Raw genomic sequence first — 26486 nt, forward strand, 5'->3', positions numbered from 1 at the left:
TCTACTGGGGGTCTGCGTACTGGATGCCGCGGCCGTTGGTGCCCAGATAGACACGGCCGTGGACGCGGGGGTCGCCGGTGATGACCTCACCGGTCCACCCCCACCGGTGGGCGTCGTCGTTGATGCGGACCCAGGTCCGGCCCGCGTCGTCGGAGCGCAGCACGGCCACACCGTCGTACGTCGCGGAGACCCGTCCGGTCTGGAAGACCGCCGGATAGCCGGCCCGGCCCTTCGCGGGGACCGCCTTCCCGAAGCCGAGGGCGTGCGAGGCCTGGCAGCCGGCCACCGGGGTGAAGGTGAGGCCGCCGTCCGTCGAGCGCAGCAGGCCGTTGTCCTTGGCGGAGAGCCACAGGTCGCCGGAGCGACCGGGGGCCGCCGCGATCCGGAACTGCACATCACCGGAGGGGAGCCCGGTGGCGCCCTCGGTGAAGGTCGCGCCCCTGTCGGTGGAGCGGAAGACCGTGCCGGTGTCCGTGTCGTACACGTAGAAGCGGGTGGCGTCGAGAGGGTCGGCCACCGGGGTGCCGCCCTTGGGGAACGTGGCCACCTCGGCCCAGGTCGCCCCGTTGTCCGTGGAGCGGTGCGCGGCGTACTTGGTGCCGTCCCAGTGGATGAACGACCACAGGAGCACCGAAGCGTCGGCCGAGACCGCCACCGGTCCGGGGGCCGAGGGCGCGATGGCCGGCTGCGAGGCGAACGGCTGCCAGCTCGCCCCGCCGTCCCGCGAGTAGGCACCCGCGGACTGCGAGCCCGACGGCCAGCCGGTCCGCACCACGTACGAGGGCTTCCTGGTGGCCAGGGCGAGCCCGGTCGCCGTGCCGAAGACGGGGTTGGACGCCATGCCGCGCGACGGGGAAGCGGTCAGTGAGTCGTGGTACATGACCCCGATGTCGCCGAGGCCGCTCAGCAGCCGGGCCCCCGAGGGCGGTGCTATCAGCTGGCGTACGGCCGACTCCTCCAGACCCCGGATCTCCGGCGCCCAGTGCACCAGGTCACGCGTCCCGAAGAGGGTGGCGCCGGTGCCGTACACGAGGTGCTTCGAATCGTACGGATCCACGGCCAGGGCCTGGATCCACCAGCCGAACTTGGGCTCCCCGCCCCACTTCAGATACGGGGTCTCCGAGACGTCCAGCACCGCCGTGTCCTTGAGCGAGGTCCAGCTCGCCCCGCCGTCCGTCGAGCGGTACAGGGTGTCCACAGGACCCCAGCGGTTGTTCGTGGAGACGACGACCGTGCCGGGGCGCGCGGCGTCCACGGCCACCCCGCCGTAGCCGAAGGTGTCGCCGGGGCCGGGGGCCACCGGGGTCACGTCGGTCCAGGTCCCGGTCACCGTGTCGAGGCGGTGCACCGAGCCGTCGGACTGGTTGTTCGGTCCGGGCCCGTCCGCGTAACTCACGTACAGCGCACGGCTGCCCGCGTCGTACGCCGCACGGACCGGCACGCGCGTCGAGGCGCCGGCCGACGGCTGCCCCGGCACGGCCTCCCAGCCGCCGGAGGCCGCCGTACGGTAGAGGGCCGTGCCGCCGTCGCCCCAGCCCGCGTAGACCGTGCGGCCCGCGGCCACCAGCAGGGTGACGCCCTGGCCGCTCGCCGACGCGGTGGCCGGGAAGGAGGCGTCGGCCGACCACGTGGCGCCGCGGTCCGCCGACCGCAGCAGCCCGTCGTGGCGCGTCCCGAGCCAGAGGGTCTCGCTGTCGCGCGGGTCGACCAGGAGCCGCTCGCCGCAGCCCCGGCCGTCCTCGTTGGCGCCGAGGCGCACGGTGAGATCCGTACGCGCCCAGGTCGCGCCCCGGTCCTCGGACCTGAGCACCGCGCCCGGGGACGCCCATGCCTGCGCGTACGTCCCGAGGGCGAGGTACAGCCGGTCCGGATGCGCCGGGTCGACGGCCATCGCCTCGACGCCCAGCAGGTTCCAGTCGTCCCAGCCGATGTGGTCGGTCAGCGCCGACCAGCGCGATCTTCGGTCGTCCCACCGGTAGGCGCCGCCGATGTCGGTCCTGGCGTAGGCCAGGCCCTTGACGGCCGGATGGAACAGGACACCCGTCACGAAGCCCGTCCCGCCGATGGCAGCGGTGCGCCATCGGTGCGGCTGGGTCTTCCCGGGCCGGGGCGCGGCCGAGGCCGTCCCCGCCGCCGGCAGCACGGTGGCCGCTGCCGCGGCCACCGCCGCACCTGCCAGGACGGTACGGCGCCGCGGGTGCGGGGCGGGTTCGGGCTGCGGGACGGACGTGGCGCGCATGACGAGGACCCTCCGGTGGGGGAGTGACGGGTGACTGCGGGGCAGGTGCGGCGGCTCAGCCCTTGACCGCGCCGGTGAGCATGCCTTCCTTGAAGTGCTTCTGCACGAACGGGGACAGGACCGCGACAGGGATCAGCGCGAGCACCATGACCGCCATCTGGATGGCCAGCGGCGAGAGATGGCCCGTGTTGATGGCCTGGGCGAGACCGGTGGGCCGCTCCTGCTTCAGCACCAGCTGGTTCATCACGTTCTGCAGCGGCAGCATCTGGGGGTCGCTGATGTAGATGGAGGCGTTGAACCACGCGCTCCAGTACCCGACCGCGTAGAAGAGCGTGATCACGGCGATGACCGCGCGGGACAGGGGCATGACGATCTGCCACAGGATGCGGAAGTCACCCGCCCCGTCGATCCGGGCGCTCTCGATCAGTTCCTGGGCCGTGCTCATGAAGAAGGCGCGCAGCACCAGGATGTTGAAGACGTTGAGCGCGCTCGGCAGGATCAGCGCCAGATAGGAGTCGGTGAGACCGAGCCCCTGGACCACCAGATAGGTGGGGATGAGGCCGGCGCCGAAGAACATCGTGGCGAGCATGAACAGCAGCAGCGGACGGTGCAGCACCGAACCCGTACGGGACAGGCCGTAGGCGCACAAGATCGACACGGCCATGCTGAAGAGCGTCCCGACGATCGTCACACAGAGGCTGATCACCGTGGCCCGGGTGACCTGGCCGCCGCCCAGGAGCTCCTGGTAGGCGACGAAGGTGATACCGCGCGGGATCACCACCAGTCCGCCGGCCTCGGTGATGGACTTCACCGAGGAGAGACTGGTGACGATCACGACCCAGAGGGGGAAGAGCACGGCCAGGCAGATCAGGACCAGGACGACGCCCTTGGAGGCGAGCCCCGTCTTCGAGGGCTCCTCCTCCCACACCGGACGCAGACGGCCGCGGGTGCCCGGCTTCACACCGGCCAAGCCGGTCATGCCGGAGAGCAGGCTGCTCACTTCTTGTACACCCCCTGCTCACCCATGAGATGGGCGACCTTGTTGGCCCCGAGGACCAGCAGCAGTCCGAAGATTCCCTTGATGATTCCGACGGCCGCCGCGTAACTGAACCCGCCGTTGGTGATACCGACGTTCCAGACGTACGTGTCGAGCACCTCGGAGGCGCCCGGACCGACCGCCGTGCGCTGGAGCAGGATCTGCTCGAAGCCGACGGTCAGCGCGTTGCCCACCTGGAGCACCAGCAGCAGGGCGACCACGGGACGCAGGGCGGGCAGCGTGATGTGCCACATCCGGCGCCAGCGGCCGGCGCCGTCCATGGCGCTCGCCTCGTAGAGGTCGGGACTCACCGCCGCCAGGGCGGCGAGGAAGACGATGACACCCCAGCCGGCGTCCTTCCAGATCATCTCGAAGGTGATCAGGAACTTGAACAGACCGGGGTCGGTCATCAGGTCGAAACCCTCATGACCGTTCTCCCGCAGCGTCTGCGCGATGAGCCCCGCGCCGCCGAACATCTGCTGGAACACGGTGACGACCAGGACCCAGGAGAAGAAGTGGGGCAGGTAGAGGATCGCCTGCGCCACCGCCCGGACCCGGGGCCGCACGAAGCTGTTGATGAACAGCGCGAGCAGGATCGGCACCGGGAAGAACAGGGTCAGCTGCAGGAGGAAGATCGCCAGCGTGTTGCGCAGCGCCGACCAGAACAGCCGGTCGTTCGCCATCTGCTGGAACCACTCGAAGCCGACCCACGGGCTCTGCGCGATCGCCTGGAACGCGTTGTCCGCGATGTACGGGTCGTAGTCCTGGAACGCGACGACGTTGCCCGCCAGCGGGATGTACGCGAAGACCAGCAGCAGAAGCATCGCCGGCACGGTCATCAGGAGCAGCGTCCGGTCACGGCGCAGCCGGTGCCGCAGGGGCATCTTCGCGGAGACCGGGGCCGGCCCGCGGGCAGCCCCGTCCTTCTCGGCCGGCGGCGACGCAGGGGACCCCTGCGCGCGCCGGTCATCTGTGCTCAGAGACATGTCAGGAAGCCGACTCACCGGTCTCGTCGAGCAGCTTCTTGTACCAGTCGCGAAGCTTGTCGCCGCCCTTGGTCTTCCAGTCGGAGACCTGCTGCTGCATGTCGCTGACCTTCTTGCGGCCGCGCACGATGTCCTTCTCCAGGTCCTCGAACTGCGCGTTGAGCTCGGTGTACCGGGTGGGCTCCTGGATCTGCATGCCGTGGAAGAGCGGCTTCCTCATGTGCGCGCCCTGGCGCTGCTGCCACTCGATGACACCCTTGGCGACGTCCGGGTAGTCCGGGTAGGCGCGGTACGGCTTGGAGGTCGCTATGTACTCGTAGGTGGCGAAGACCTCGTTGTTGCCCTTCTCGTTCTTGACGAGCACCCCGTCCTTCAGGGTGTGGTGGGTGCCCTCCAGCCCGTACGCCCGCAGACGCTGCTCCTTGCTGCCGTACGGAGCAGCGGTGAAGTTGGCCAGCGCGAGGAGGTCCTCGACGACCTTCTTGTCGGCCTTCTTGCTGACGAAGCACCAGATGTTGGAGGGGGACGCCTCGTAGAGGACGGGGTCACCGCCGTCGTGGGCGAAGATGTCCATCGCCGCCATCCGGAAGTCCGGCTTGTCCAGCCGCTGCACGGCGGTCGCCGCGTACCAGTCCGAGATGTCCGCGTTGTACATCAGGACGTTGCCCGAGGAGAAGGTGGTGCGCATGTCGCCCGTCTCCGCCTTGGCGTCCGGGTGGACGAAGCCCGCGGAGTACAGCGAGCGCGACCACTCCAGTGCCTCCAGGTACTCCTGGGTCTCGTAGCGGTTCACCAGCTTGCCGTCGACCAGTTGCCAGTAGTAGGGCTTCTCCGGCAGCACCCCGAAGAAGTTGTACGCCGACCAGGTCATGTCGCTGCACGCCCACACCTTGCTCTTGGGGGCGTTGATCTCCTTGCAGAGGTCGTAGAACTCCTGCGTGGTGGTCGGGACCTCGTACCCCTTCTCCTCGAATATGTCGGCGCGGTAGAAGGGCGTGATGTTGGGCGTGCCCTCGGCGGGCATCGGAATCCCGCGCAGCTGGCCGGCGAAGACGCCGCGCTGCCAGGCGCCGGTGGGAATGGCCGCCAGGTTGGGGTACGCCTTGACCTTGTCGCCCGACAGGTAGGGGCCGAGGTCGGCGAACTTGTTGGCGATGGCGCTCGGGATCTTGCCCTGGAGCTCCCATCCCGGGACGACCACGGCGTCCGGGATGGCGCTGGACGCGAGCACCGCGCCGAGCTTCTGCCCGTAGACGTTGCCGTCCTGGTTCTGCCACTTGACCTTGACGCCGGCGGCCTCGTCCATCGCCGTCCAGTAGGCGTTGCCCGCACCGGGCGAGGTGCCCCACAGCGGGGCCATGATGCTGATCTCGCTGCCCTTGCCCAGCTTCTTCGGCACCGACACCGCCAGCTTGTCGGCGGGGAGCGCCGTGGTGAAGCCGTCGGCGGAGCCGTTCTTGCTGGGGATGTCAGGGGTGACGGTGTTCGAGGGGACGTAGGCCGGAAGGATGTCCTTCAGCTTGTTGCCCGTGGTCGTGCCCTCGTTCTTAGCGCCACCGGAACCGCCGCCGCAGGCGGCGAGGAGCGGCATCCCCCCGCCCACGGCTGCCGCGACAACCACGGAGGAGGCGAGGAATCGTCTCCGGCTGGGAGCGGAGGGGGAGTTCGGCGTCATTGCGTCAACCCTTCGTGGTGCAACAGGACGGCCCGCGGCGGCGACTGCCGCTCGGCCCTGTGTCTGAGGTAGGGGGCGTTACCGGCCGAGCCGGCGGCACTGCACCGGCTGAGCTGAAGCGGTCAAACGGGCTGCCTCGTCGAAGCGCTTCGATGTTGCAGCGAGATTAAGTGAAGGGTCACGGCCACACAAGAGTTCGTTTCGATATTCCTCCGACCTGTTTCCGAACCGTTTCCCGGCGTGATGTGACGCTGATGTGTCCGGAAGGGCCTCTTTGGGACGGTGGCACCCTTGACACTCGCGGGGTTGGCCGCAGAGCATCGAAGCGCTTCGAAAGATCTTCCTCCTCGCGTCGAGGGATCTTTCGCTGCCCGATGCCCTCAAAACCTCCCACCTCTCCAAGGGGACCCGCACGTGACGGACCATCCGTTTCCCTTCCGCGACCCGCAGCTGTCCTTCTCCCGGCGCACCGACGATCTGCTCGGACGGCTCACGCTCGACGAGCGGATCGCGATGCTGCACCAGTTCGCCCCGGCAGTGGAGCGGCTGGGGCTCGGCCCGTTCCGCACCGGACAGGAAGCCCTGCACGGGGTCGCCTGGATGGGACCCGCCACCGTCTTCCCGCAGGCCGTCGGCCTCGGAGCCACCTGGAACGACGACCTGGTCCGCCGGATCGGCGAGGCCGTCGGCAACGAGATCCGGGCCAAGCGCGCCCAGGACGACCGCGTCGGGCTCAACGTCTGGGCGCCGACGGTGAACCTGCTGCGCCACCCGCTCTGGGGCCGGGGCGAGGAGGGGTACTCCGAGGACACCGCCCTGACCTCCGCCATCGCCGTCGCCTACACCCGGGGACTGCGCGGCGACGACCCGCACTACTGGCGCACCGCTCCCGTGCTCAAGCACTGGCTGGCCCACAACAACGAGACCGACCGCGACACCACGTCCTCCTCGGTCAGCCCGCGCGTGCTGCACGAGTACGACCTGAGGGCCTTCCGCGACGCCGTGAAGGCCGGGGCGGTGGCAGGGGTCATGCCCGCCTACAGCCTGGTCAACGGCCGGCCCAACCATGTGTCCCCGCTCCTGGGGCAGTACCTGCGGAGCTGGACCGACCAGCCCCTCGTCGTCTGCTCGGACGCGGGCGCGCCCACCAACCTGGTCGACTCCGAGCACTACTTCGACACCCACGAAGAGGCCACCGCCGCCGCGTTGAAGGCCGGTGTCGACAGCTTCACCGACCACGGCACGGACTCGTCGGTCATGACCGGCCGCGTCCGTGACGCCCTCGCCAAGGGGCTCCTCGACGAGAGCGACATCGACACCGCGGTCCGCAGGCTGCTCGCCATGCGCTTCGCGCTCGGTGAGTTCGACCCGGAGCTGGACCCGTACGCGAAGGTCGACGACCTCGACACCGAGGAGCACCGCGCCCTCGCCCTGGAGGCCGCCGAGCAGGCCGTCGTCCTGCTCAAGAACGACGGCCTGCTCCCCCTGGAACCGCGGCAGGGCCGCACCGTGGCGGTCGTCGGACTCCTGGCGGACTCCTGCAAGCTCGACTGGTACAGCGGCGCGCTCATGCACCGTTCGACGCCGCTCGACGGCATCCGCGAGCGCTACGGAGCCGAGAACGTCCTCTTCGCCGAGGGCATCGACCGGATCCGGCTGAAGTCCTCCGACGGCTGGCTGCGGGTGCCCGAGGACGACGGCACCTCGGTCGCCGCGGTCACGGAGGCCCCGGCAGCGGTGGGCGCCCTCGACCCCGCACAGCTCACGGGCCGTACCGACCTGCCCCCGCTGGTCTCCGGCGAGGAGGCCACCGAACTGGGCCTCGTCGACTGGGGCGACGGCGTCCTGACCCTGCGCACGGACGACGGGATGTACCTCTCCGTCGCCGCCGACGGATACGTCAGGGCGTCCGCGGACGAGCCGGGCGGCTGGGTCGTCCAGGAGACCTTCCGCATGGAAGCGGTGGAGGGACACGACGGCGGGCACCGCCTTCTGCACATCGGGACCGGTGGGTACGTGTCTGTCGCCGCCGACGGCGCAAAGGTTGCCGCGCCCGGAGGACTGATTTCGAAGGACGACGCCACGGTCTTCGAGACCGAGACCGTCGAGCACGGCGTGGACGCCGTGGCCCTGGCCGCCGCCGCCGCGGACACCGTTGTCGTCGTCGCCGGCAACGACCCCCACATCAACGGCCGGGAGACCGAGGACCGCACGACCCTCGCCCTCCCCGTCCAGCAGGACCGGCTCTGGCGTGCCGCCCGTGCCGCCAACCCGCGCACGGTCCTCGCGCTGACCTCCGCCTACCCGTACGCGGTCGCCGACGCGGCGGACGAACTCCCCGCACTGCTCTGGACCGCGCACGGCGGCCAGGCCGCCGGCACCGCCCTCGCGCGCGTCCTCGCCGGTGACGTCTCCCCGGCCGGACGGCTCCCGCAGACCTGGTACACGAGCGACAGCGACCTGCCGGGCCTGCTGGACTACGACATCATCGGCTCCCGCCAGACCTACCTCTACTTCGACGGCACCCCGCTCTTCCCGTTCGGGCACGGACTCGGCTACACCGACTTCACCTACTCGGGGCTGAGCGTCGAGCCGGAGGGCGAGCGGCTGCGGGTCTCGCTGACCGTGACCAACGACGGCTCGGCCGCTTCGGACGAGGTCGCCCAGCTCTACGTCCGCCCGGCGGAACCGGGCGACACGGACCTGCCGCTGCGCAAGCTGGCCGGCCACCGCCGCCTGCACCTCGCGCCCGGAGCCGCCGAGCGCGTCGAATTCCTCGTACCGGTGGCGGAGCTGGGCCACTGGAGCGTGGCGCACGGCCGGTGGACGGTCGATCCGGGCGCGTACGAGCTCCTCGCCGGCGCGTCCAGCGCCGACATCAGGCTCACCGCCACCACGGTCGTCGACGGCGAGAGGCCGGGCCCGCGCCCCGTGGCGGAGCGAGGGCTGGAGGCGGCCGACTACGACCGACAGGAGAACACGGAGATCCTCGACCGCACGAAGACGGACGGTGACACGGTCGCTCCCGCCGGTGCGGACAGGGCCGGGCAACTCCTCTACCGGGAATGCGACTTCGGGGACGGCACGGACGGGCTGGTCTTCCACTACGCGGGCGGCGGCTCCCTCACCGTGTCGGTGGCCGGCCACCGCCTGGAACTGTCGCTCCCGGACACCGGCGGAACGTACGACTACCGCACGCACACGGCCGAGCTCGGCCTCCAGGGCGTGCACGAGCTGAGCATCGTCATCGAGGGGTCCCTGCGACTCGCCCGCGTCGACGTCGTCACCGGCAAGGAGACCGCATGAAGTTCACCGACGGCTTCTGGCTCATGCGCGAGGGCGTCCGCGCCTCCTACGCGATCGAGACCCGCGACCTGCGCGTCGACCCCGACCGCTTCACCGCGTACGCCGCGGTGAAGCGTGTCGAGGCGCGCGGCGACACGCTGAACACCCCGCTCATCACGGTCGAGTGCTTCTCGCCCGCCGAGGGTGTCATCGGCGTACGCACCACCCACCACGCCGGAAAGGCACGGCGCGGGCCGGACTTCACGATCCTGCCCGGCGAGACCACCGCGCCCGCGGCCCGCACCCGCCGTGACGGCGCCGTCACGGAGCTCACCAGCGGCCCGCTCACCCTGCGCATGGACGGCGACGGGCCCTGGGGCATCAGCTTCCTGGACGCCGACGGGCGGCGCCTGACCGGAGTCGACGCCAAGGGGACGGCGTTCGCCCTCGCGCCCGACGGCACCCACCACATGATCGCCCAACTCGCACTGGACGTGGGCGAGAACATCTACGGACTCGGCGAGCGCTTCACCCCGTACGTCAAGAACGGCCAGACCGTGGACATCTGGCAGGCGGACGGCGGCACCAGCAGCGAACTGGCCTACAAGAACATCCCGTTCTACCTGTCCTCGCGCGGCTACGGCGTCTTCGTCAACCACCCCGGCAAGGTCTCCTTCGAGGTGGGTTCGGAGTCCGTCGGACAGGTGCAGTTCAGCGTCGAGGACCAGTCGCTGGAGTACTACATCGTCGCCGGCCCGACGCCGAAGGACGTCCTCGCCCGGTACACGGCCCTCACCGGCCGTCCCGCGCTGCCGCCCGCCTGGTCGTTCGGCCTCTGGCTGACCACCTCCTTCTGCACGTCCTACGACGAGGAGACGGTCACCTCCTTCGTCGACGGGATGGCCGAGCGGGGCATCCCGCTCAGCGTCTTCCACTTCGACTGCTTCTGGATGCGTGAGTACCAGTGGTCGGACTTCCTCTGGGACCCCGATGTCTTCCCCGACCCGGAGGGCATGCTGGCGCGCCTGAAGGAGCGCGGACTGCGCATCAGCATGTGGATCAATCCGTACATCGCGCAGAAGTCCGCGCTGTTCGCCGAGGGTGCGGAGAACGGCTACCTCGTCCGGCGGCCCAACGGCGACATCTGGCAGTGGGACCTCTGGCAGCCGGGCATGGCACTGGTCGACTTCACCAACCCGGCCGCCCGCGCCTGGTACAACGACAAACTGCGTGTCCTGCTCGACCAGGGCGTCGACTGTTTCAAGACGGACTTCGGCGAGCGCATCCCGACGGACGTCGTCTGGCACGACGGCTCCGACCCGGAGCGCATGCACAACTACTACGCGCAGATCTACAACCGCACCGTCTTCGAACTCCTGGAGAAGGAGCGCGGCGCGGGAGAGGCCGTCCTCTTCGCCCGCTCCGCGACGGCGGGCGGCCAGCAGTACCCGGTCCACTGGGGCGGCGACTGCTTCGCCTCGTTCACCGCGATGGCCGAGTCGCTGCGCGGCGGGCTGTCGCTGTCCCTGTCCGGCTTCGGCTTCTGGAGCCATGACATCGGCGGCTTCGAGGGCACCCCCGACCCGGCGGTCTTCAAGCGCTGGCTCGCCTTCGGTCTGCTCTCCTCGCACAGCCGGCTGCACGGCAACGTCTCCTACCGCGTGCCGTGGGAGTTCGGCGAGGAAGCCGTGGACGTGGCACGGAAGTTCACCCTGCTCAAGCACCGTCTGATGCCCTACCTGTACGGGGTCGCCGCCGAGGCCCACCGCACGGGCATCCCGATGATGCGGCCCATGCTGGCGGAGTTCCCCGGCGACCCGACGACCCGCACCCTGGACCGTCAGTACATGCTCGGCCCGGACCTGCTCGTGGCCCCGGTCTTCACGGAGGACGGCCAGGTCGAGTACTACGTCCCCGAGGGCACCTGGACCTCCCTGCTCACCGGCGAGCGCGTGACCGGCCCGGCGTGGCGGCACGAGACCCACGGCTTCGACAGCCTGCCCCTGCTGGTCAGGGACGGCGCCGTGCTCCCGTGGGGCGCCGACGACCAGCGCCCGGACGGCGACTGGCTGGACGGACTCACCCTGCGGGTGTTCGGCTCCGGAGATGGTGAACAGACGGTTGCCGTACCGGACCTGACGGGTAATCAGGCGGCGGGGTTCCGTGTCGTACGGGACGAGGACGGCGTGCGGGTCACGGCGGAGGGCACGGACCGGCCGTACCGCGTGAGCGTGGAGGAGACCGGCGCGGCGGGGGAGGGGATGGGAACGGTCACCGTCGCCTGACCGGCCGGACAGGCCATGCGTCGAGAGGCCCGGTGCCCACGCATCGGGCCTCGGTCCACCCGGGCGCAGGGGCAGGGCGTGACGACCCGGGACGGTCGTGCGTTCCGTGCCGGACGGGACCTCAGGCCGACAGCCCCGGTACGTCGCCCTGGAGGAGATCCGGGCCGGCGAGACGGCACGACGTCTCGCTGGTTCCGAGCTTGCCCGTCAACCGTACGACCCTGCCGATGCCCCGTGCCATGACTCGGACGCGCATGGTCACCCGGGCGTCGACGGGGACGCCCACCGGGGCGTCGACGAGCAGCCGCAGCTCCTCGTTGACATGCAGGAATTCCTGGTCCGATGCCCTGAAGTCCCAGTAGGCGGTGGTGAAACCGATACCGGACGAAGTGATCCGGGGGCAGTAGAGCGTCCTGCGCCTGGTGATCTGGGGCATGAGTTCGGCGCCGACGGCCGAGGTCGCCACCTGGAAGGTGAGTCCACCGCCCAGCGTCGTTTCGACCTCGACCGGATGTTCCCCCTCGACGAGGGAGGGCGACATGTCCGCCACGACGGCACCGCCCGTGGCCGACAGGTCGATCACGAGCCGGGACCAGCGCACAAAGGACTCGGGGTGGGTCTGGACCACACAGATCAGGGAGATGTCGTGGCCGACATGCCCGGACACCTGGCTCTCCACCTGCCGGACCGGACCGCGTGCCAGGCCGATCCGGGTCTCGCGCCGCAGCAGCCGGACCGTTGCCTCGTCGAGTGGCTGGAGGTGTCTGTCGAGTTCGGGCTCCACCACGGCCGGCTCGACCAGGTCGAGCAACGCGTAGCCCTCGGGGAGTTCGGGGCGGGTCAGCATGTCAGTCTCCATGTCGGGGTCCCGTATCTGCCGGGGCGCGCCAGTCACCGAGCAGGCAGAAGGCCGCCCAGCGGTCCAGCCGGTCGCCGCCGGGACGGTCCCGTGCAGCGAGAAGTGCGGTGCGCAGCGCCGCCGCGGGAGCTTCACCGCCGAGGGCCAGGTCGTGGAAGTCACCCATGATGGCGGCGGTGGTGGAGTCCGGCACCCGCCACAGGCTCATCACCAGCGAGCGGACCCCGGCGAAGAGGAGCGACCGGCTGAGCCCCAGAGTCTCGTCGGTACGGCTGGTGCGGCCCACACCGGTCTCGCAGCCCGACAGAACGGCGAGCCGGACCCCGTGCCAGTCCTGCCGCAGGATGTCGCGCGCCGTCAGGACTCCTCCGGCCAGGACGAGGCCGGAGGAGAGCGGGTCCTCGGCGTCGAAGTGCGCGTGGCAGGCCGCATGGAAGACGGAGGCGTGCGGGACGCGGCGCAGCACTTCATCGCGTGTGGCGGCCTCGCCCAGGAGCGGGACGGTCTCCAGACTGCTTCCCAGCGAGACCGCCTCCCTGCGGGCGTACGGAAGATCGTTCCCGGGGTCGCCCAGGATCAAGGCACCGGTGCTCGCACCGGGTACGCGGTGGTTCAGGGTGCGCAGGAGTGAAACGGTCGGCAGATATCCGACCGGATTGCGGTCGAGGAGCGTCGCCGACCCTTCCACGGCGAGGGCGTGGAAGGGGACGTGGTGGAGTGCGCCGGTGGGAGAGATCAGAATGGTCTGCCCGGGCCTGGTGGCCGCCGCGAGGGGGGCCACCAGCGGCTTCAGGACGTGCTGGAAGAGGCCGGGTAAGTCCTCGGCCATCTCGCGGACCCGTCCCGCGCTGCCGAAGTGGTCCTCGACGAAACGCAGGAGCTGGGGTCCGTCCGCGTCGACGTGCGCCACCTGGAGCCCTGCTGCCCCACTGAGGACGAAGACGACGATCGTCCCGTCGTCCAGCATGGCGTAGGACGCCACGAGCACCGGCTCGTCCGCGAGTTCGGCCAGTACGTCCTTTGGGGCCAGGACGTCGGACTGTCTGATCGCCGCGTACTCGGCGGCTTCGGGACCGCTCGCCGTCATCCGTGCCCACAGGGCGGCGAGCTCGTCGGTCAGGGCACGGTGCTGCGCCCAGTCCACCGTGCCGCCGGATTCGACCTCGGTACGTGCACGCAGCAGCTCCGCCTCCCGCTCGACCAGCTGCTGCGGAACACCGTCGGGTGTTCTGAGCCGCACCGTGCTCATCGCGTCCAGCAGGGCGCGTGAGCGCTTCCTCTCGGACGCGGTGTAGGCGGCTGAGACATGCGTGGCCCGGTCTCCGTCCGAGCGCTCCGCCCGCCCCAGGCGGAACCGGGTCAGCAGTTCGAAGACGACGGCCCGTTCGTCCTGGACGCGCATGCGGAGGCCCGGGTCGGGCTGCGCCGCCCGTACCAGGTCCGCCAGACCGGCGCCGAGTTCCAGCACGTCCGTCGCGGTGTACAGCTCGCCGTAGGCCCACGCGGCCCGAGCCATCGGCAGGACGACGTTCCAGGCCCGCTCGACGGCGACGATGCGGCGCCCCGTGCGCGAGGTGGGTTCCTTGCGCGGAGCCCAGAAGAGACGGTCCTCGATGGTGCCGGGGACGGAGGACAGGACCAGCACCTGCTCGTAGGCCAGCATCGCGGGCCCGAAACGGGGCCATCGGTCGAGCACCTCCGCGGTGGCGATCCAGTCCCACGCCAGCCGGTCGGCGTTGCCCGAATTCAACTCGCGTGCCCTGCCGAGATGGTGCAGGGCCCGGCGTGGCAGGCCGAGCCACGTGAGGAGCTGCCCGTAGCCGTGCTGCACCGTGGCCTGCGTGACCTTGACCGGCGTGCGGGCGGACTCTCGCTCGGCGATGCGCTCAGCGGTACGCAGATGTCGCAGGGCCAGATCCGCGTCCTCGTCCTCCAGGAAGGCCGACAGCCCCGCGCTGACGATCTCCACGACGCGCTCGTGGTCGTCGGCGGGCAGCCCCTGCTCGAGATCCCGCTGCAGCCGGGCGTAGTGAGCGGCCCCCGCTTCGTCCCCGGTGCGCAGGGCCGCGGTGGCCAGCGACTCGTACAGGCCGGCTTTCGGAGGGCGGTTGTCGAAGTGGTTGTCGCCGACGCGCTGGGACCTGCCCGCGCGGGAGCGTTCCTCCTCGTCGATGTCGGCCCAGCGCTCGGCTGCCCTGAGGAGATCGTACGACTCCGAGTAGCGCCCCAGGGCCGTGTTCACGGACGACAGCTGTTCGAGAGCGTCGGCGAGCAGCCGGGCTCTGCCCATGTCCTCGTCGTCACCGTCGGGCCAGGGGCCTTCGAGCGCCTCCGCGATCTGCACCCGTCTGCGCGCCAGCAGCAGAGACCGTTCGAGATCGGTGCCCCGGGCCGACCACTGGTGGATGAGGACCTTGAGCACGGTCTGCGCCCGTGACCAGTGCAGGGGGGCGTGGCGCGCGAGCCAGTCGACGAAGTCCCCGTCGTCGGCGAGGGAGTCGAACAGTACTCCCAGAACCGGGTGGTCGCGGCGTACGGCGGCTTCCAGGCGGACGGGAAGGTCGGCCTCGATGCCGGGGCCGGCGGCGAAGCGTGACATGGGGATGCCTGGACGCCGTGCGGCTGTGTCCGCTTCGCGGCCTTCGTCGGGCGGGGGCGCTGCGACCGTGCCCGCCTTCGGTGGTGACCACGTGGGGCTCGCGGGCGGTGGCAGGTGTTCGAGTGCCTCCCTGGCCCCGCCGTAGTCGGGATCGAGGGCGACGGCCCGTTGGTAACAGCTGCGGGCCTCCTCGGTACCTTCCTCCTCGGCGCGGTAGGTGTCACCGAGGAAACGCCAGGCCATGGGAGTCTCCTCCACGGCCAGCGACTCCTGGAAATACGCCCGCGCCAAGCCCAGCTGCCGGTTCATGTAGTACACGTCGCCGAGCACGAGCAGGGCCGATGCGCTGTCGGGGTCGGACTCCAGCGCCCTGTGGTAGCAGGCAGCCGCCTCCGCGTACTCCCGCCGATGAAAGTGCTGTTCCCCCTGCGCGATGTGCTCCGCGGCCTCCCGGTGCGCCCGGGTCACCAGGGGCACACCCAGCAGTCTTGCCACGGCTGCCGCCCTCGCCGGATCGCTCTCGGCGAGATCACGGAGTATGCCGGCGCCGTCGGGGCTTCCTTCGATCATCGCGGCGAAGATCTGCGGACCTATGTCGCTCAGGTGGTCGATGTCCGGCGAGATGGTCAACGTCCCATCCACCAATGCGGCCATCGCGACCTGGGGACTGGGTGGCGTACCGAACACCTTGGGCAGCATGTCGCGAGTGCCCGCACCGGTCAGGCGGATCAACTCGCCCTCCCAGCGCTCCAGCTCCGGGGAGTTCTCCTGGACCAGCACCCGGACGAGCTGACCGAGAAGGTCCTCCTCACCGGGAGCTGGAGGGTCCGAGAGCCGTGACCGCAGACAGGTGATCGCGTCAGCCCCACGACCTGCGCGCTGGTAGGCGCCGGCGAGGGTGACCAGGACATCCTCGGCGGCGGGCTCATCGGTGAGTATCGACTCGAGCACCTGGATGGAGCGCTCCGCATCTCCCGTGGCAAGGAAATGACCGGCGAGCCGGGTACGGAGCGGACAACGCGGCTGCACCGGAGCGGTCAGCCGATCACCCCATTCCGCCCAGGCCACCGCCCAGTCGAGGTCTCCGTCATGGATGCCACGGCTCATCTCACCCCTCCAGGCGTGGGACAGCTCCACCGTGGCGTCCGGCGCGTTCACCGTGAGCCAGGAGCGGGCCAGGGACGACAGGGTCTCCGCGTCGTCTGCCCCCACTGCGGCCCGCACGACCCCGAACGCCTCGTAGCGCAGCTGGAAGGCATGCCGGAGCGGGCCGAGGTCGTCCTCGACGTACTGCGCCAGCTCATCGATGACAGCGTTGGCGATGTCCATGATCCCGGAGGGCTCGGCCACGTGTGCCTCGCTTCCGCAGGCCGTCCTGCCGAGAATGCCCAGTGCGCAGACCAGCCAGTCGCCGACCGTCTCACCCCGCCCGCTCGCCAGGTCGAACAAGCGGTTGGCCTCGTAGCGGTCCCCGGCCGCGTCGGCTTCGACGGCCCGGAGCAGCTGTGCCTGCGCCGTGAGCTTGTCCTTCACGTGCCGGGCGGACTCCCATTCCTTCCCGGGGCTCACCGGGACGCCGCCGGCGTACGCCTCCAGCGTGGACGCCAGCAGCCGCGCGTCGGCGTGGGTGTTCCACGGGTCTTCGCGGGTCGCGCCGTAACCGAACCCTCCGACGAGCAGCTGATGGCTCTCGTCCGCGGGAAGTGCGGCCACCGTGTCGCGTCGGGCTTCAGGAGCCAGGGCCGCCAGGTGACGGAGCCTCCGCTCGGCACCGGCGACGTCTTCGTCCGGCCGGCCGCCGAGTCGGCGGTGCATGTCACGAGCCAAGAGTTTGAGCATGGAATGACCGAGCACGACTCCCCCTGAGTTCTCGCAAGAACCAGCCGTTCGACTACACAGACGGTCGAGTCCCTCGCTCAGTTCCCCCGGTCGCCCCGGAGAGGCCGTGCGGAGGGGAGGAGCCTGGTGGGCCGTCCGGAGCGGGGGACCCGCCCGGAGCTGTGCGTGCGGGTTCGGTGACCGCTCGTGCCGTCCGAGTGAGGCACGTGAGTCATGTCACTCAGAGTGAATGTTCGGGCATACATCTGACCCGAGCGGAAAGGGTCCACCACTGTGCTGGTGCCGGACCCGGTCCACCGGCGCAGGTGCTCGGCCGGACCGGTGCGGAGCAAACAGCACGGAAGGCAGTTCACCCCATGTCGGCTCACCCCTCGTCGGCCCACCCCCCGGCCACCCTGGAGACCCTCCACATCGACGGCCGCTGGCAGCCCGCGGCATCGGGCGCGACACGCGACATCCTCGACCCCGCGGATGCCACCGTCCTGGCCGTGGTCTCCGAGGCCGGTACCGAGGACACCGACGCGGCCGTGGCCGCCGCACGCCGTGCCTTCGACGACGGTCCGTGGCCGCACCGGCCCGTCGCCGAGCGCGCCGAGCTGCTGCGCACGGTCGCGCGCCTCCTCCAGCGGGACCGCGAGGAGATCGCGATCACCGAGAGCCGCGACACCGGCAAGACCCTCGAGGAGGGCCGTGTCGACGTGGACGACGTCACCAGCGCCTTCCGCTACTTCGCCGACCTCGTCATGAACGAGAGCGGCGGCAGGGTCGTCGACGCGGGCGACCCCGACGTGCACAGCGTCGTCGTGTACGAACCGGTCGGTGTCTGTGCCCTGATCGCCCCGTGGAACTACCCGCTGCTCCAGGCCAGCTGGAAGATCGCCCCGGCCCTCGCCGCCGGCAACACCTTCGTGCTCAAGCCCAGCGAGGTCACCCCGCTCTCCACCGTCCACCTGATCCGGCTGCTCGCGGAAGCCGGACTCCCCGACGGCACCGCCAACCTCGTCACGGGCGCGGGCGACCCCGTCGGAGCCCGGCTCTCCGAACACCCCGACGTCGACCTGGTCTCCTTCACCGGCGGACTCGCCAGCGGCACGAAGGTCGCCCGGGCCGCCGCACCCACCGTCAAGAAGGTCGCCCTGGAACTCGGCGGCAAGAACCCCAACGTCGTGTTCGCCGACGCCTGCGTGACCGAGGAGGGCTTCGACACCGCCGTCGACCAGGCGCTGAACGCCGCCTTCTTCCACAGCGGCCAGGTCTGCTCCGCCGGGGCCCGCCTCATCGTTGAGGAGTCCGTCAGCGAGCGCTTCGTCACCGAACTCGCCCGCCGCGCCGACGCGATCAGGCTCGGCCGAGGCACCGTCGACGGCGTCGAGTGCGGCCCGCTCGTCTCCGCGCAGCAGCTCGCCAAGGTCGAGGCGTACGTGGCATCCGCCCGTGAGGAGGGCGCGGTCGTCCGCTCCGGCGGCGCCCGCCCCGAGCCCACCGGCACCCTCCCCGCGAGCGGCTACTTCTACCGGCCGACCGTCCTGGACGGCTGCCACCGGGAGATGAAGGTGGTCCGCGAGGAGACCTTCGGCCCGATCCTCACCGTCGAGACCTTCCGGACGGAGGAAGAAGCCGTCACCCTGGCCAACGACACGGACTACGGCCTCGCCGGCGCCGTGTGGACGACCGACGCGGGCCGCGCCCGGCGCGTCGCCGGCCGCCTGCGGCACGGCACCGTGTGGATCAACGACTACCACCCCTACCTCCCGCAGGCCGAGTGGGGCGGCTTCGGCAAGTCGGGCACGGGCCGCGAACTCGGCCCCACCGGGCTCGCCGAGTACCGCGAGTCCAAGCACATCTACCAGAACCTCAACCCGCGCCCGCAGCGCTGGTTCGCCGGCTGACCAGGAAAGTCCCCTCCCCGCCCGGCTGTTCGCAGCACCACGCACACGTAAGCACCTTGCAGAAGGAGCAGTGACCGATGCCCCCGTCCCCCAGCACCGCACGCCCCGAACCCGTCGACTACGTGATCGTCGGAGGCGGCACCGCCGGCTCGGTCATCGCCTCCCGGCTCACCGAGGACCCCGATGTCACCGTCACCGTCATCGAGGGCGGCCCGAGCGACATCGACCGGGAGGACGTCCTCACGCTCCGCCGCTGGCTCGGTCTCCTCGGCGGCGACCTCGACTACGACTACCCCACCACCGAACAGCCGCGCGGCAACTCCCACATCCGGCACAGCCGCGCCCGGGTCCTCGGCGGCTGCTCCTCGCACAACACGCTGATCAGCTTCAAGCCGCTGCCCGGCGACTGGGACGAGTGGGCCGAGGCCGGTGCCGACGGCTGGGAAGCCGCCGCCATGGACCCCTACTTCGCCCGGCTGCGCAACAACATCGTGCCCGTGGACGAGAAGGACCGGAACGCCATAGCCCGCGACTTCGTGGACGCCGCCCAGGCCGCCGCCGGTGTCCCGCGCGTGGACAGCTTCAACAGGAAGCCCTTCCACGAGGGAGCCGGATTCTTCGACCTGGCCTACCACCCGGAGAACAACAAGCGCTCCTCCGCGTCCGTCGCCTACCTCCACCCGCACATCGAGGCCGGTGACCGCCCCAACCTCTCGATCCTGCTGGAGACATGGGCGTACCGCCTGGAGTTCGACGGCAACCGGGCCACCGGAGTGCACGTCCGCACCAAGAACGGCGAGGAGATCCTCCTGCGCGCCGCCCGTGAGGTCATCGTCTGCGCGGGCGCGGTCGACACCCCCCGGCTGCTGATGCACTCCGGCGTCGGACCCGCGAAGGACCTCACCGCGCTCGGCATCCCCGTCGTCCACGACGCCCCGGGCGTCGGCGAGAACCTGCTCGACCACCCCGAGTCCGTCATCGTCTGGGAGACCGACGGGCCCATCCCGGAGAACTCCGCCATGGACTCCGACGCGGGCCTCTTCGTGCGCAGGGACCCCGAATCCCGGGGCCCCGACCTGATGTTCCACTTCTACCAGATCCCCTTCACCGACAACCCGGAGCGCCTCGGCTACGAGAAGCCCGAGCACGGCGTGTCGATGACCCCGAACATCCCCAAGCCGCGCAGCCGCGGCCGCCTGTACCTCACGAGCGCCGACCCCGAGGCCAAACCGGCCCTGGACTTCCGCTACTTCACCGACGAGGACGACTACGACGGCCGCACCCTCGTCGACGGCATCAAGCTCGCCCGCGAGATAGCGAAGACCGAACCGCTGGCCCACTGGCTCAAGCGCGAGGTGTGCCCCGGGCCCGATGTCACCTCCGACGAGGACATCAGCGAGTACGCCCGCAAGGTCGCGCACACCGTCTACCACCCCGCGGGAACCTGCCGCATCGGGGCCGTGGGCGACCCGGACGCCGTCGTCGACCCCCAGCTGCGGATCCAGGGCCTGGAGGGCATCCGCATCGCCGACGCGTCCGTCTTCCCGTCCATGCCCGCCGTGAACCCCATGATCGGTGTCCTGATGGTGGGCGAGAAGTGCGCCGAACTGCTCCGAACCACCCCGACCACCGGAGGCGACGTCCGATGAGCGAAGCCGGCACCCCCGTGTTCAGCGTCCGCAACCTCTGGAAGGTCTTCGGGCCCCGGGCCGACCGCATCCCCGGCAGCGAGCACGCGAAGCTGCCGCCCGCCGAACTGCGCGAGCGCACCGGCTGCACCGCGGCCGTGCGCGACGTCTCCTTCGACGTCCACAAGGGCGAGGTCTTCGTCGTCATGGGCCTCTCCGGCTCCGGCAAGTCCACCCTCGTGCGCTGTCTGACCCGGCTCATCGAACCCACCAGCGGCACCCTCGCCATCGACGGCGAGGACGTCCTGGGCATGGACACCACCCGGCTGCGCGAACTGCGCCGCCACCGGGCCGCCATGGTCTTCCAGCACTTCGGGCTGCTGCCGCACCGTACGGTGCTCGACAACGTCGCCTACGGCCTGGAGATCCAGGGCCTCGGCAGGGCCGAACGGCGCGCCAGGGCCGCCGAACTCGTGGAGAAGGTCGGCCTCGCCGGCCTCGAAGACCGCCGCCCCGCCCAGCTCTCCGGCGGACAGCAGCAGCGCGTCGGACTGGCCCGCGCCCTCGCGGTGGACCCCTCCGTCCTCCTCTTCGACGAACCGTTCAGCGCACTCGACCCGCTGATCCGGCGGGAGATGCAGGACGAAGTCGTACGGCTGCACCGCGAGGAGGGCCGCACCATGGTCTTCATCACCCACGACCTCGGCGAGGCACTCCGCCTGGGCACCCGCATCGCGCTCATGCGCGACGGCGGGATCGTCCAGCTCGGCACCCCCGAGGAGATCGTGGGCTCGCCCGCCGACGACTACGTACGCGAGTTCGTCAGGGACGTGCCCCGCGAGCAGGTCCTCACCGTCGCCACCGCCATGCGCCCGCCGACCGCCGGGGAGGCCGACAGCGGCCCCGCCCTGCGGCCCGGTGCCACCGTCTCCGAGGCCATCGAGGCCGTCTCACGCTCCGGCGAGCCGGTCGCCCGCGTCATGGAGGGCGGCAGGCTGCTCGGCGTCGTCGACCACGCCTGCCTGCTGGACGTGGTGGCGGGCGCGGGAGTCCGTGAGGTGACCGTCTGATGGCCACCGCCCGAGCCACCGCCGGTACCGCGTCCGGCCCCCCGGGGAACGCTCTGCCCGGGGCACTGCGCGGCCGTCCCGCCCTCGGCAAGGTCCTGGCGCTGCTGGTGATCGCCGCCGTCGCCGTACCCCTCGCGCACGCCCGCTGGGGCGGCGGAGCCTGGCCCTCCGCCCTGACCGTCGACCTCGGCGGACCCCTCGGCGAGGTCAACGACTGGATCATCGGCAACCGCGACAGCCACCCGCTCTTCCTCTACTTCTTCGGCCACATCAGCAACGCCGTCGTCCTGTCCGTGCGCGGCGTCTACCTGGCGCTCCTCGCCCTCGGCTGGGCCGGAGTCACCGCCCTCGCCGCGCTCGTCGCCTGGCGCACGGCCGGATGGCGCCTCGCACTGACCGCGGGACTGTCCTTCCTGGCCTGCGGACTGCTCGGCATGTGGGTGCCGACCATGCAGACGCTCGCCCTGATGGTCGTCGCGGTCCTCGCCTCCGTGCTGCTGGGCCTGCTCCTCGGGCTCGCCGCGGGCCTCTCGGACCGTACGTTCCGCGTCCTGCGCCCCGTCCTGGACACCATGCAGGTGCTGCCCGCCTTCGCCTATCTGCTGCCCGTCGTGCTGGTCTTCGGCATCGGCGTGCCCGGCGCGGTCCTCGCCACCGTCGTCTACGCGGCTCCGCCGATGGCCCGGCTCACCGCACTCGGACTGCGCGGCGCCGACGCGGGCGTCATGGAGGCCGTCACCTCGCTCGGCGCGACCGGACGGCAGCGCCTTCTGAGCGCCCGGCTGCCGCTGGCCCGCAAGGAACTCCTCCTCGGCCTCAACCAGACCATCATGATGGCGCTGTCCATGGCCGTCATCGCCTCCGTCATCGGCGCCGGCGGCCTCGGCGACCGCGTGTACCAGGCGCTCTCCTCCGTCGACGTCGGAGCCGCGCTCGCCGCGGGCATCCCCATCGTGCTGCTCGCCGTCGTCCTGGACCGTACGACCGAGGCGGCCGGCCGGAAGATCGGCACGGAACCCACCGGCCCCACCGCCCTGCGCGGGGCACGCGGCTGGGCCCTCGCCGCCCTGACCGCCGCGGCCGTCGCCGTCGTGGGCCGCTTCACCGGAGGCCGCGTCTGGCCCGACGGCGGTGTCCTCGCCATCGCGGGCCCGGTCAACACCGCCAAGGACTGGATGGTCGACCACCTCTACACCGGCATCCCCGTCATCGGCGGAACCGCCGACTGGGCGGCCCACTTCACCAACTGGATCCTCAACCCGCTGCGCGACGGGCTGCAGGGGCTGCCCTGGTGGTCCGTGCTGCTGATCGTCGCCGCGCTCGCCTGGACGATCGGCACATGGCGCACCGCGCTCACCGCCGTGCTCGCCATGGCGGCCATCGGGGTCCTCGGCGTCTGGGACGTGTCGATGGACACCCTCAGCCAGGTCCTCGCCGCCGTCGCCGTCACCCTCGTCCTGGGCTTCGCCATCGCCGTCGGCGCCGCGCGCAGCCGCCGCCTCGAACGGCTGCTGCGGCCCGTCCTGGACGTCTTCCAGACCATGCCGCAGTTCGTCTACCTCATCCCGGTCGTCGCCCTCTTCGGTGTCGGCCGCGCCCCCGCCGCCGCCGCGGCGGTCGTCTACGCGCTGCCCGCCGTCGTCCGCATCACGACCCAGGGCCTGCGGGGCGTCGACCCCGCCGCGATGGAATGCGCCCGCTCGCTCGGCGCCACCAGCGGCCAGCAACTGCGCCAGGTCCAGCTCCCGCTGGCCAGGCCCGCCCTGCTGCTCGCCGTCAACCAGGGCGTCGTGCTGGTCCTCGCGGTCGTCATCATCGGCGGTCTCGTCGGCTCCGGGGCGCTCGGCTACGACGTCGTGTTCGGCCTGGCCCAGGGCGACCTGGCCACCGGGCTCGTCGCGGGCGCCGCCATCGTCTGCCTGGGGCTGATGCTGGACCGGGTCACCCAGCCCACCGCCCGCCGCCAGCGGAAGGAGAGCTGACATGGCTCGCACCCGTACCCGCGCCCGCGCTCGTCTGCGGACCTCCGCGATCGTCGCCTCCTCGGCCGCCCTGCTGACCGTCACCGGCTGCGGCGCGGCGGACATGACCAAGCAGGCCTCCCCGTTCGCCGCCCCCGCGGACATCAGGACCGTCACGCTCTCCGTGCAGTCCTGGGTCGGCGCGCAGGCCAATGTGGCCGTCGCCCAGAAGATCCTGGAGGACGAACTCGGCTACCGCGTCGACCTGGTCCAGACGGACGAGGTTCCCGCCTGGGACGCCCTCAGCCAGGGCAGGGTGGACGCCATCCTGGAGGACTGGGGCCACCCCGACCAGGAGAAGCTGTACGTCCAGGACAAGAAGACCATCGTCTCCGGGGGCGACCTCGGCGTCACGGGCCACATCGGCTGGTACGTCCCCAAGTACTGGGCGGACGAGCACCCGGACGTCACGAACTGGAAGAACCTCGACAAGTACGCGGACGAGCTGCGCACCCCGGAGAGCGGCGACAAGGGCCAGCTGATGGACGGTTCGCCGTCCTACGTCACCAACGACAAGGCCCTGGTCAAGAATCTCGGCCTCGACTACACGGTCGTGTTCGCCGGCTCCGAGGCCGCGCAGATCACCCAGATGCAGCAGTTCGCCAAGGAGAAGAAGCCCTTCCTCAGCTACTGGTACCAGCCGCAGTGGCTGTTCAACGAGGTGCCGATGGTCGAGGTGAAGCTCCCCGAGTACTCCGAGGCGTGCGCGGCCAAGGCCCCGGCCGACATCGACTGCGCGTACCCGACGACCCCGCTCCAGAAGTACCTCAACGCGGGCTTCGCGAAGCGCGGCGGGGACGCGGCCGCGTTCCTGAAGAAGTTCCACTGGTCGGAGAAGGACCAGAACGAGGTCTCCGAGCTGATCGCCTCCGAGCGGCTGACGCCCGACGAGGCGGCGGGGCGCTGGATCCAGAAGCACTCCGACACCTGGAAGAAGTGGCTGGACCGGTGATCTGATCCGGGGCCCGGCCCCGTCCCGTTCTCAGCCGCCGCGGCACCGGTCGCGGCGGCTGACGGCGTTCCGGGCCACGCGTGGCCGCGCCTCGCCGTCGCGCGGCCTCCGGGGGCACCCGCTCCGCCATGACGCTCGTGCCGGCACCGTGAGCGTCGCGGCGGCGGGCCGGGCCGATGAGTTTCCGGGGCGCGGAGAGTCTGCCCTGGCAGAGACCGCGGTCCACCGAGGGAGGAAGCCGTGAAGGATGTCTGGCCGATGGTCCACGCGGAGCGTGCGGCGCTCATCGGTGATCTCGAACGCCTCGATGCCGAGCGGTGGGACGAGCCCTCGCTCTGCGCGGGATGGACCGTGCACGACGTCGTCGCCCACCTGGTCGACACGGCCCGGACGACCCGCCCGGGATTCCTGATCGGCCTCGCCCGGGCGCGGTTCGACTTCGATCGCCAGAACGCCCGCGGTGTCGAGCGCGAACGCGGCGCGTCGCCGGGGGAGACGCTGGAGCGGCTGCGGCGGGTGGTTTCGCGCACCTCGACCCCGCCGGCGCCCCTCGACAGCAGGCTCGTGGAGGAGATCGTGCACGGTGAGGACATCCGCCGGCCGCTGGGGCTCGCCCGCTCCTACCCGCAGGAGGCCGTCGTCCGGTCGCTCCGCCTGCAGGCCCGGACGTCGGCCTCCTTCGGCGGGGCCGAGGAACTCGTCGCACGCGTACGCCTGACCGCCGAGGATGCCGATCTGTCGATCGGTGAAGGCCCGGAGGTGTCAGGGCCCGCGCTCTCGCTGCTCCTGGCCGTCTCCCGTCGGCGGGTGGCCCTGGACGACCTGGAAGGGGAGGGCGTCACCGCTCTGGCCGCGGCTCTCTGACGCCCCCACCGGCCGTCCGGCGGACCCGCCTCAGGCTGTCGACGGATCCGCCCCGCCCCGTGCCCGCGATGCCACCACGAGCGTCGCCGCGACGAGCAGTGCGGCGAGGATGCCGGTGGCCAGGACCGGGACCGGAGTGAACGTCATCGCCAGTACGCCGAGGACCACCACGGGGTGGATGAGGTCGTTCCGGCTGCGGAGCTCCTCCGCCCGGTGGTGCAGCAGCCACACCAGGGTGATGAAGACGGCCACCGGGACGGTGAAGGCCGCCGCGGCGGCACGGTCGGAGAGGTGGCCGTGACCGGTGGTGTGGGCGACGTTGACCGCCAGCCCGGCGCCGACCGCGGCGGCCGAGGCGAAGACGGCGTAGTGGCCGTAGCCCCAGAGGATCGCCGACCTGAGGCTGTCGAGCCGCTGCGGGGCGTTCTGCGCGAAGTAGAGCCACCACAGGGCGAAGACGGTGAGTACTCCGCCGACGACCAGGGTCGCGATGTCGCCGAGCGCCGTCTCGTCGTCGAGGGCCGTACGGACGGCCGCGGTCGCCGCGGTCATGGTCTCGCCGAGGACGATGAGGGTGAACAGGCCGTACCGCTCGGCGATGTGGTGCGGGTGCCAGGTGGTCATGGCGGCACTCTCGGCCCAGACGGGTACGGCGAGTTCGGCCACCACCAGGACCGCGAACAGCGGCAGGCCCCAGTCCTCGGGCAGCGCGAGGCGGGCCACCCAGCCGACCTGCACGATCAGGATGCCGACGGCGTACCGCACGCAGGAGCGCCGCCGTTCGGGGTCGGAGCGGGCGGCGCGCAGCCACTGCGTCACCATGGCGAGCCGCATGACGACGTAACCCCACGTGATGACGGTGAAGTCCTCGTGCTGGAGGGCGTCGGCCGCTCCGGCGGCCAGGATGAGCGCACCGGTGATCTGGACCAGCGTCAGGAGCCGGTAGGGCACGTCGTCCGTGTCGTAGGCGGAGGCGAACCAGGTGAAGTTCATCCAGGCCCACCAGATCGCGAAGAACACCATCGCGTAGCCGAGGACCCCGTGGCCGATGTGTCCCTCGGCGAGTTCGTGCTCGAAGGCGGATGATGCCTGGGCGACGGCGGTGACGAAGCACAGGTCGAAGAACAGCTCCAGCGCCGTCGCCGTGCGGTGTTCCTCGCCGGCGAGGCGGGCGACCATCGGCCGGTGCCATGCGCCGACGGCGGAGTGTGACTGACTCATGCGTACCCGGTTTCAGCTGGGGGAGGGGCGGTGCGGCC

Annotated in this window: 15 protein-coding genes; 8 read left to right on the forward strand and 7 right to left on the reverse strand. The window is 71.0% G+C overall.

Going from position 1 to position 26486, the window contains the following annotated elements:
- Nucleotide 1: 1 nt before the first annotated feature.
- The 4 genes from AMK10_RS18575 to AMK10_RS18590 are packed head-to-tail and all read right to left on the reverse strand — an operon-like array spanning nucleotide 2 to nucleotide 5936.
- Nucleotides 2-2239 carry a sialidase family protein gene (locus AMK10_RS18575; protein WP_073748912.1) on the reverse strand — a complete coding sequence of 746 codons (2238 nt, stop codon included), beginning with the start codon at nucleotides 2237-2239 and terminating at the stop codon, nucleotides 2-4.
- Nucleotides 2240-2294: 55 nt separating this feature from the next.
- Nucleotides 2295-3218, reverse strand: coding sequence for a carbohydrate ABC transporter permease (locus AMK10_RS18580; RefSeq protein ID WP_073749340.1), 924 nt, complete (start codon nucleotides 3216-3218; stop codon nucleotides 2295-2297).
- A 17-nt stretch (nucleotides 3219-3235) separates the two neighbouring features.
- Nucleotides 3236-4261 (reverse strand): ABC transporter permease, encoded by a 1026-nt coding sequence (locus tag AMK10_RS18585; RefSeq protein ID WP_073748913.1) that lies wholly within the window; start codon nucleotides 4259-4261, stop codon nucleotides 3236-3238.
- Between the two features lies 1 nt (nucleotide 4262).
- Nucleotides 4263-5936, reverse strand: coding sequence for an extracellular solute-binding protein (locus tag AMK10_RS18590; RefSeq protein ID WP_073748914.1), 1674 nt, complete (start codon nucleotides 5934-5936; stop codon nucleotides 4263-4265).
- 414 nt (nucleotides 5937-6350) lie between these two features.
- Between AMK10_RS18590 and AMK10_RS18595 the strand changes: the two genes are divergently transcribed.
- Nucleotides 6351-9242: a glycoside hydrolase family 3 C-terminal domain-containing protein gene (locus tag AMK10_RS18595; protein WP_073748915.1), complete on the forward strand. Its 2892-nt coding sequence runs from the start codon at nucleotides 6351-6353 to the stop codon at nucleotides 9240-9242.
- Nucleotides 9239-11506, forward strand: coding sequence for an alpha-xylosidase (gene yicI, locus AMK10_RS18600; RefSeq protein WP_073748916.1), 2268 nt, complete (start codon nucleotides 9239-9241; stop codon nucleotides 11504-11506). Before AMK10_RS18595 ends, yicI begins: the two co-directional genes overlap by 4 nt.
- A 121-nt stretch (nucleotides 11507-11627) precedes the next feature.
- Here yicI and AMK10_RS18605 read toward each other — a convergent pair whose 3' ends face one another.
- Together AMK10_RS18605 and AMK10_RS18610 are read right to left on the reverse strand one after the other, a co-directional pair.
- Nucleotides 11628-12365, reverse strand: a complete 738-nt coding sequence (locus AMK10_RS18605; RefSeq protein ID WP_143194965.1) for a hypothetical protein — start codon at nucleotides 12363-12365, stop codon at nucleotides 11628-11630.
- Nucleotides 12355-16779, reverse strand: coding sequence for a CHAT domain-containing protein (locus AMK10_RS18610; protein WP_143194966.1), 4425 nt, complete (start codon nucleotides 16777-16779; stop codon nucleotides 12355-12357). Before AMK10_RS18610 ends, AMK10_RS18605 begins: the two co-directional genes overlap by 11 nt.
- 380 nt (nucleotides 16780-17159) lie before the next feature.
- Here AMK10_RS18610 and AMK10_RS18620 point away from each other — a divergent pair, with 380 nt between their 5' ends.
- The 6 genes from AMK10_RS18620 to AMK10_RS18645 all read left to right on the forward strand — a co-directional run bounded on the left by AMK10_RS18620 (nucleotide 17160) and on the right by AMK10_RS18645 (nucleotide 25227).
- Complete coding sequence (locus AMK10_RS18620; RefSeq protein ID WP_073748920.1) at nucleotides 17160-18692, forward strand: aldehyde dehydrogenase family protein; 1533 nt, start codon at nucleotides 17160-17162, stop codon at nucleotides 18690-18692.
- A 77-nt stretch (nucleotides 18693-18769) separates the two neighbouring features.
- Entirely contained in the window at nucleotides 18770-20341 is a 1572-nt protein-coding gene (locus AMK10_RS18625; RefSeq protein ID WP_073748921.1) for a GMC family oxidoreductase, read from the forward strand.
- Nucleotides 20338-21390 (forward strand): quaternary amine ABC transporter ATP-binding protein, encoded by a 1053-nt coding sequence (locus tag AMK10_RS18630; RefSeq protein WP_073748922.1) that lies wholly within the window; start codon nucleotides 20338-20340, stop codon nucleotides 21388-21390. Before AMK10_RS18625 ends, AMK10_RS18630 begins: the two co-directional genes overlap by 4 nt.
- Complete coding sequence (locus AMK10_RS18635) at nucleotides 21390-23372, forward strand: ABC transporter permease (protein ID WP_073748923.1); 1983 nt, start codon at nucleotides 21390-21392, stop codon at nucleotides 23370-23372. Before AMK10_RS18630 ends, AMK10_RS18635 begins: the two co-directional genes overlap by 1 nt.
- Nucleotide 23373: 1 nt before the next feature.
- A complete protein-coding gene (locus AMK10_RS18640) occupies nucleotides 23374-24363 on the forward strand; it encodes an ABC transporter substrate-binding protein (protein ID WP_073748924.1) in 990 nt (329 codons plus the stop codon).
- Between the two features lie 258 nt (nucleotides 24364-24621).
- Nucleotides 24622-25227, forward strand: a complete 606-nt coding sequence (locus AMK10_RS18645; RefSeq protein ID WP_198959750.1) for a maleylpyruvate isomerase family mycothiol-dependent enzyme — start codon at nucleotides 24622-24624, stop codon at nucleotides 25225-25227.
- Nucleotides 25228-25257: 30 nt separating this feature from the next.
- Here the strand turns inward: AMK10_RS18645 and AMK10_RS18650 are convergent, their stop codons facing one another.
- Nucleotides 25258-26448, reverse strand: a complete 1191-nt coding sequence (locus AMK10_RS18650; RefSeq protein WP_073748926.1) for a low temperature requirement protein A — start codon at nucleotides 26446-26448, stop codon at nucleotides 25258-25260.
- Nucleotides 26449-26486 lie beyond the last annotated feature (38 nt).

Source organism: Streptomyces sp. CB02058 (assembly GCF_001905505.1).
Classification (GTDB): Bacteria; Actinomycetota; Actinomycetes; order Streptomycetales; family Streptomycetaceae; genus Streptomyces.

What these genes read in the sequence shown, in the direction of transcription:
- AMK10_RS18585 (WP_073748913.1), bottom strand. Translation starts at nt 4,261, where the DNA reads ATGTCTCTGAGCACAGATGACCGGCGCGCGCAGGGGTCCCCTGCGTCG.
- AMK10_RS18650 (WP_073748926.1), bottom strand. Translation starts at nt 26,448, where the DNA reads ATGAGTCAGTCACACTCCGCCGTCGGCGCATGGCACCGGCCGATGGTC.
- AMK10_RS18610 (WP_143194966.1), bottom strand. Translation starts at nt 16,779, where the DNA reads ATGCACCGCCGACTCGGCGGCCGGCCGGACGAAGACGTCGCCGGTGCC.
- AMK10_RS18630 (WP_073748922.1), top strand. Translation starts at nt 20,338, where the DNA reads ATGAGCGAAGCCGGCACCCCCGTGTTCAGCGTCCGCAACCTCTGGAAG.
- AMK10_RS18620 (WP_073748920.1), top strand. Translation starts at nt 17,160, where the DNA reads ATGTCGGCTCACCCCTCGTCGGCCCACCCCCCGGCCACCCTGGAGACC.
- AMK10_RS18640 (WP_073748924.1), top strand. Translation starts at nt 23,374, where the DNA reads ATGGCTCGCACCCGTACCCGCGCCCGCGCTCGTCTGCGGACCTCCGCG.
- AMK10_RS18590 (WP_073748914.1), bottom strand. Translation starts at nt 5,936, where the DNA reads ATGACGCCGAACTCCCCCTCCGCTCCCAGCCGGAGACGATTCCTCGCC.
- AMK10_RS18605 (WP_143194965.1), bottom strand. Translation starts at nt 12,365, where the DNA reads ATGGAGACTGACATGCTGACCCGCCCCGAACTCCCCGAGGGCTACGCG.
- AMK10_RS18580 (WP_073749340.1), bottom strand. Translation starts at nt 3,218, where the DNA reads ATGACCGGCTTGGCCGGTGTGAAGCCGGGCACCCGCGGCCGTCTGCGT.
- AMK10_RS18575 (WP_073748912.1), bottom strand. Translation starts at nt 2,239, where the DNA reads ATGCGCGCCACGTCCGTCCCGCAGCCCGAACCCGCCCCGCACCCGCGG.
- AMK10_RS18645 (WP_198959750.1), top strand. Translation starts at nt 24,622, where the DNA reads ATGGTCCACGCGGAGCGTGCGGCGCTCATCGGTGATCTCGAACGCCTC.
- yicI (WP_073748916.1), top strand. Translation starts at nt 9,239, where the DNA reads ATGAAGTTCACCGACGGCTTCTGGCTCATGCGCGAGGGCGTCCGCGCC.
- AMK10_RS18635 (WP_073748923.1), top strand. Translation starts at nt 21,390, where the DNA reads ATGGCCACCGCCCGAGCCACCGCCGGTACCGCGTCCGGCCCCCCGGGG.
- AMK10_RS18625 (WP_073748921.1), top strand. Translation starts at nt 18,770, where the DNA reads ATGCCCCCGTCCCCCAGCACCGCACGCCCCGAACCCGTCGACTACGTG.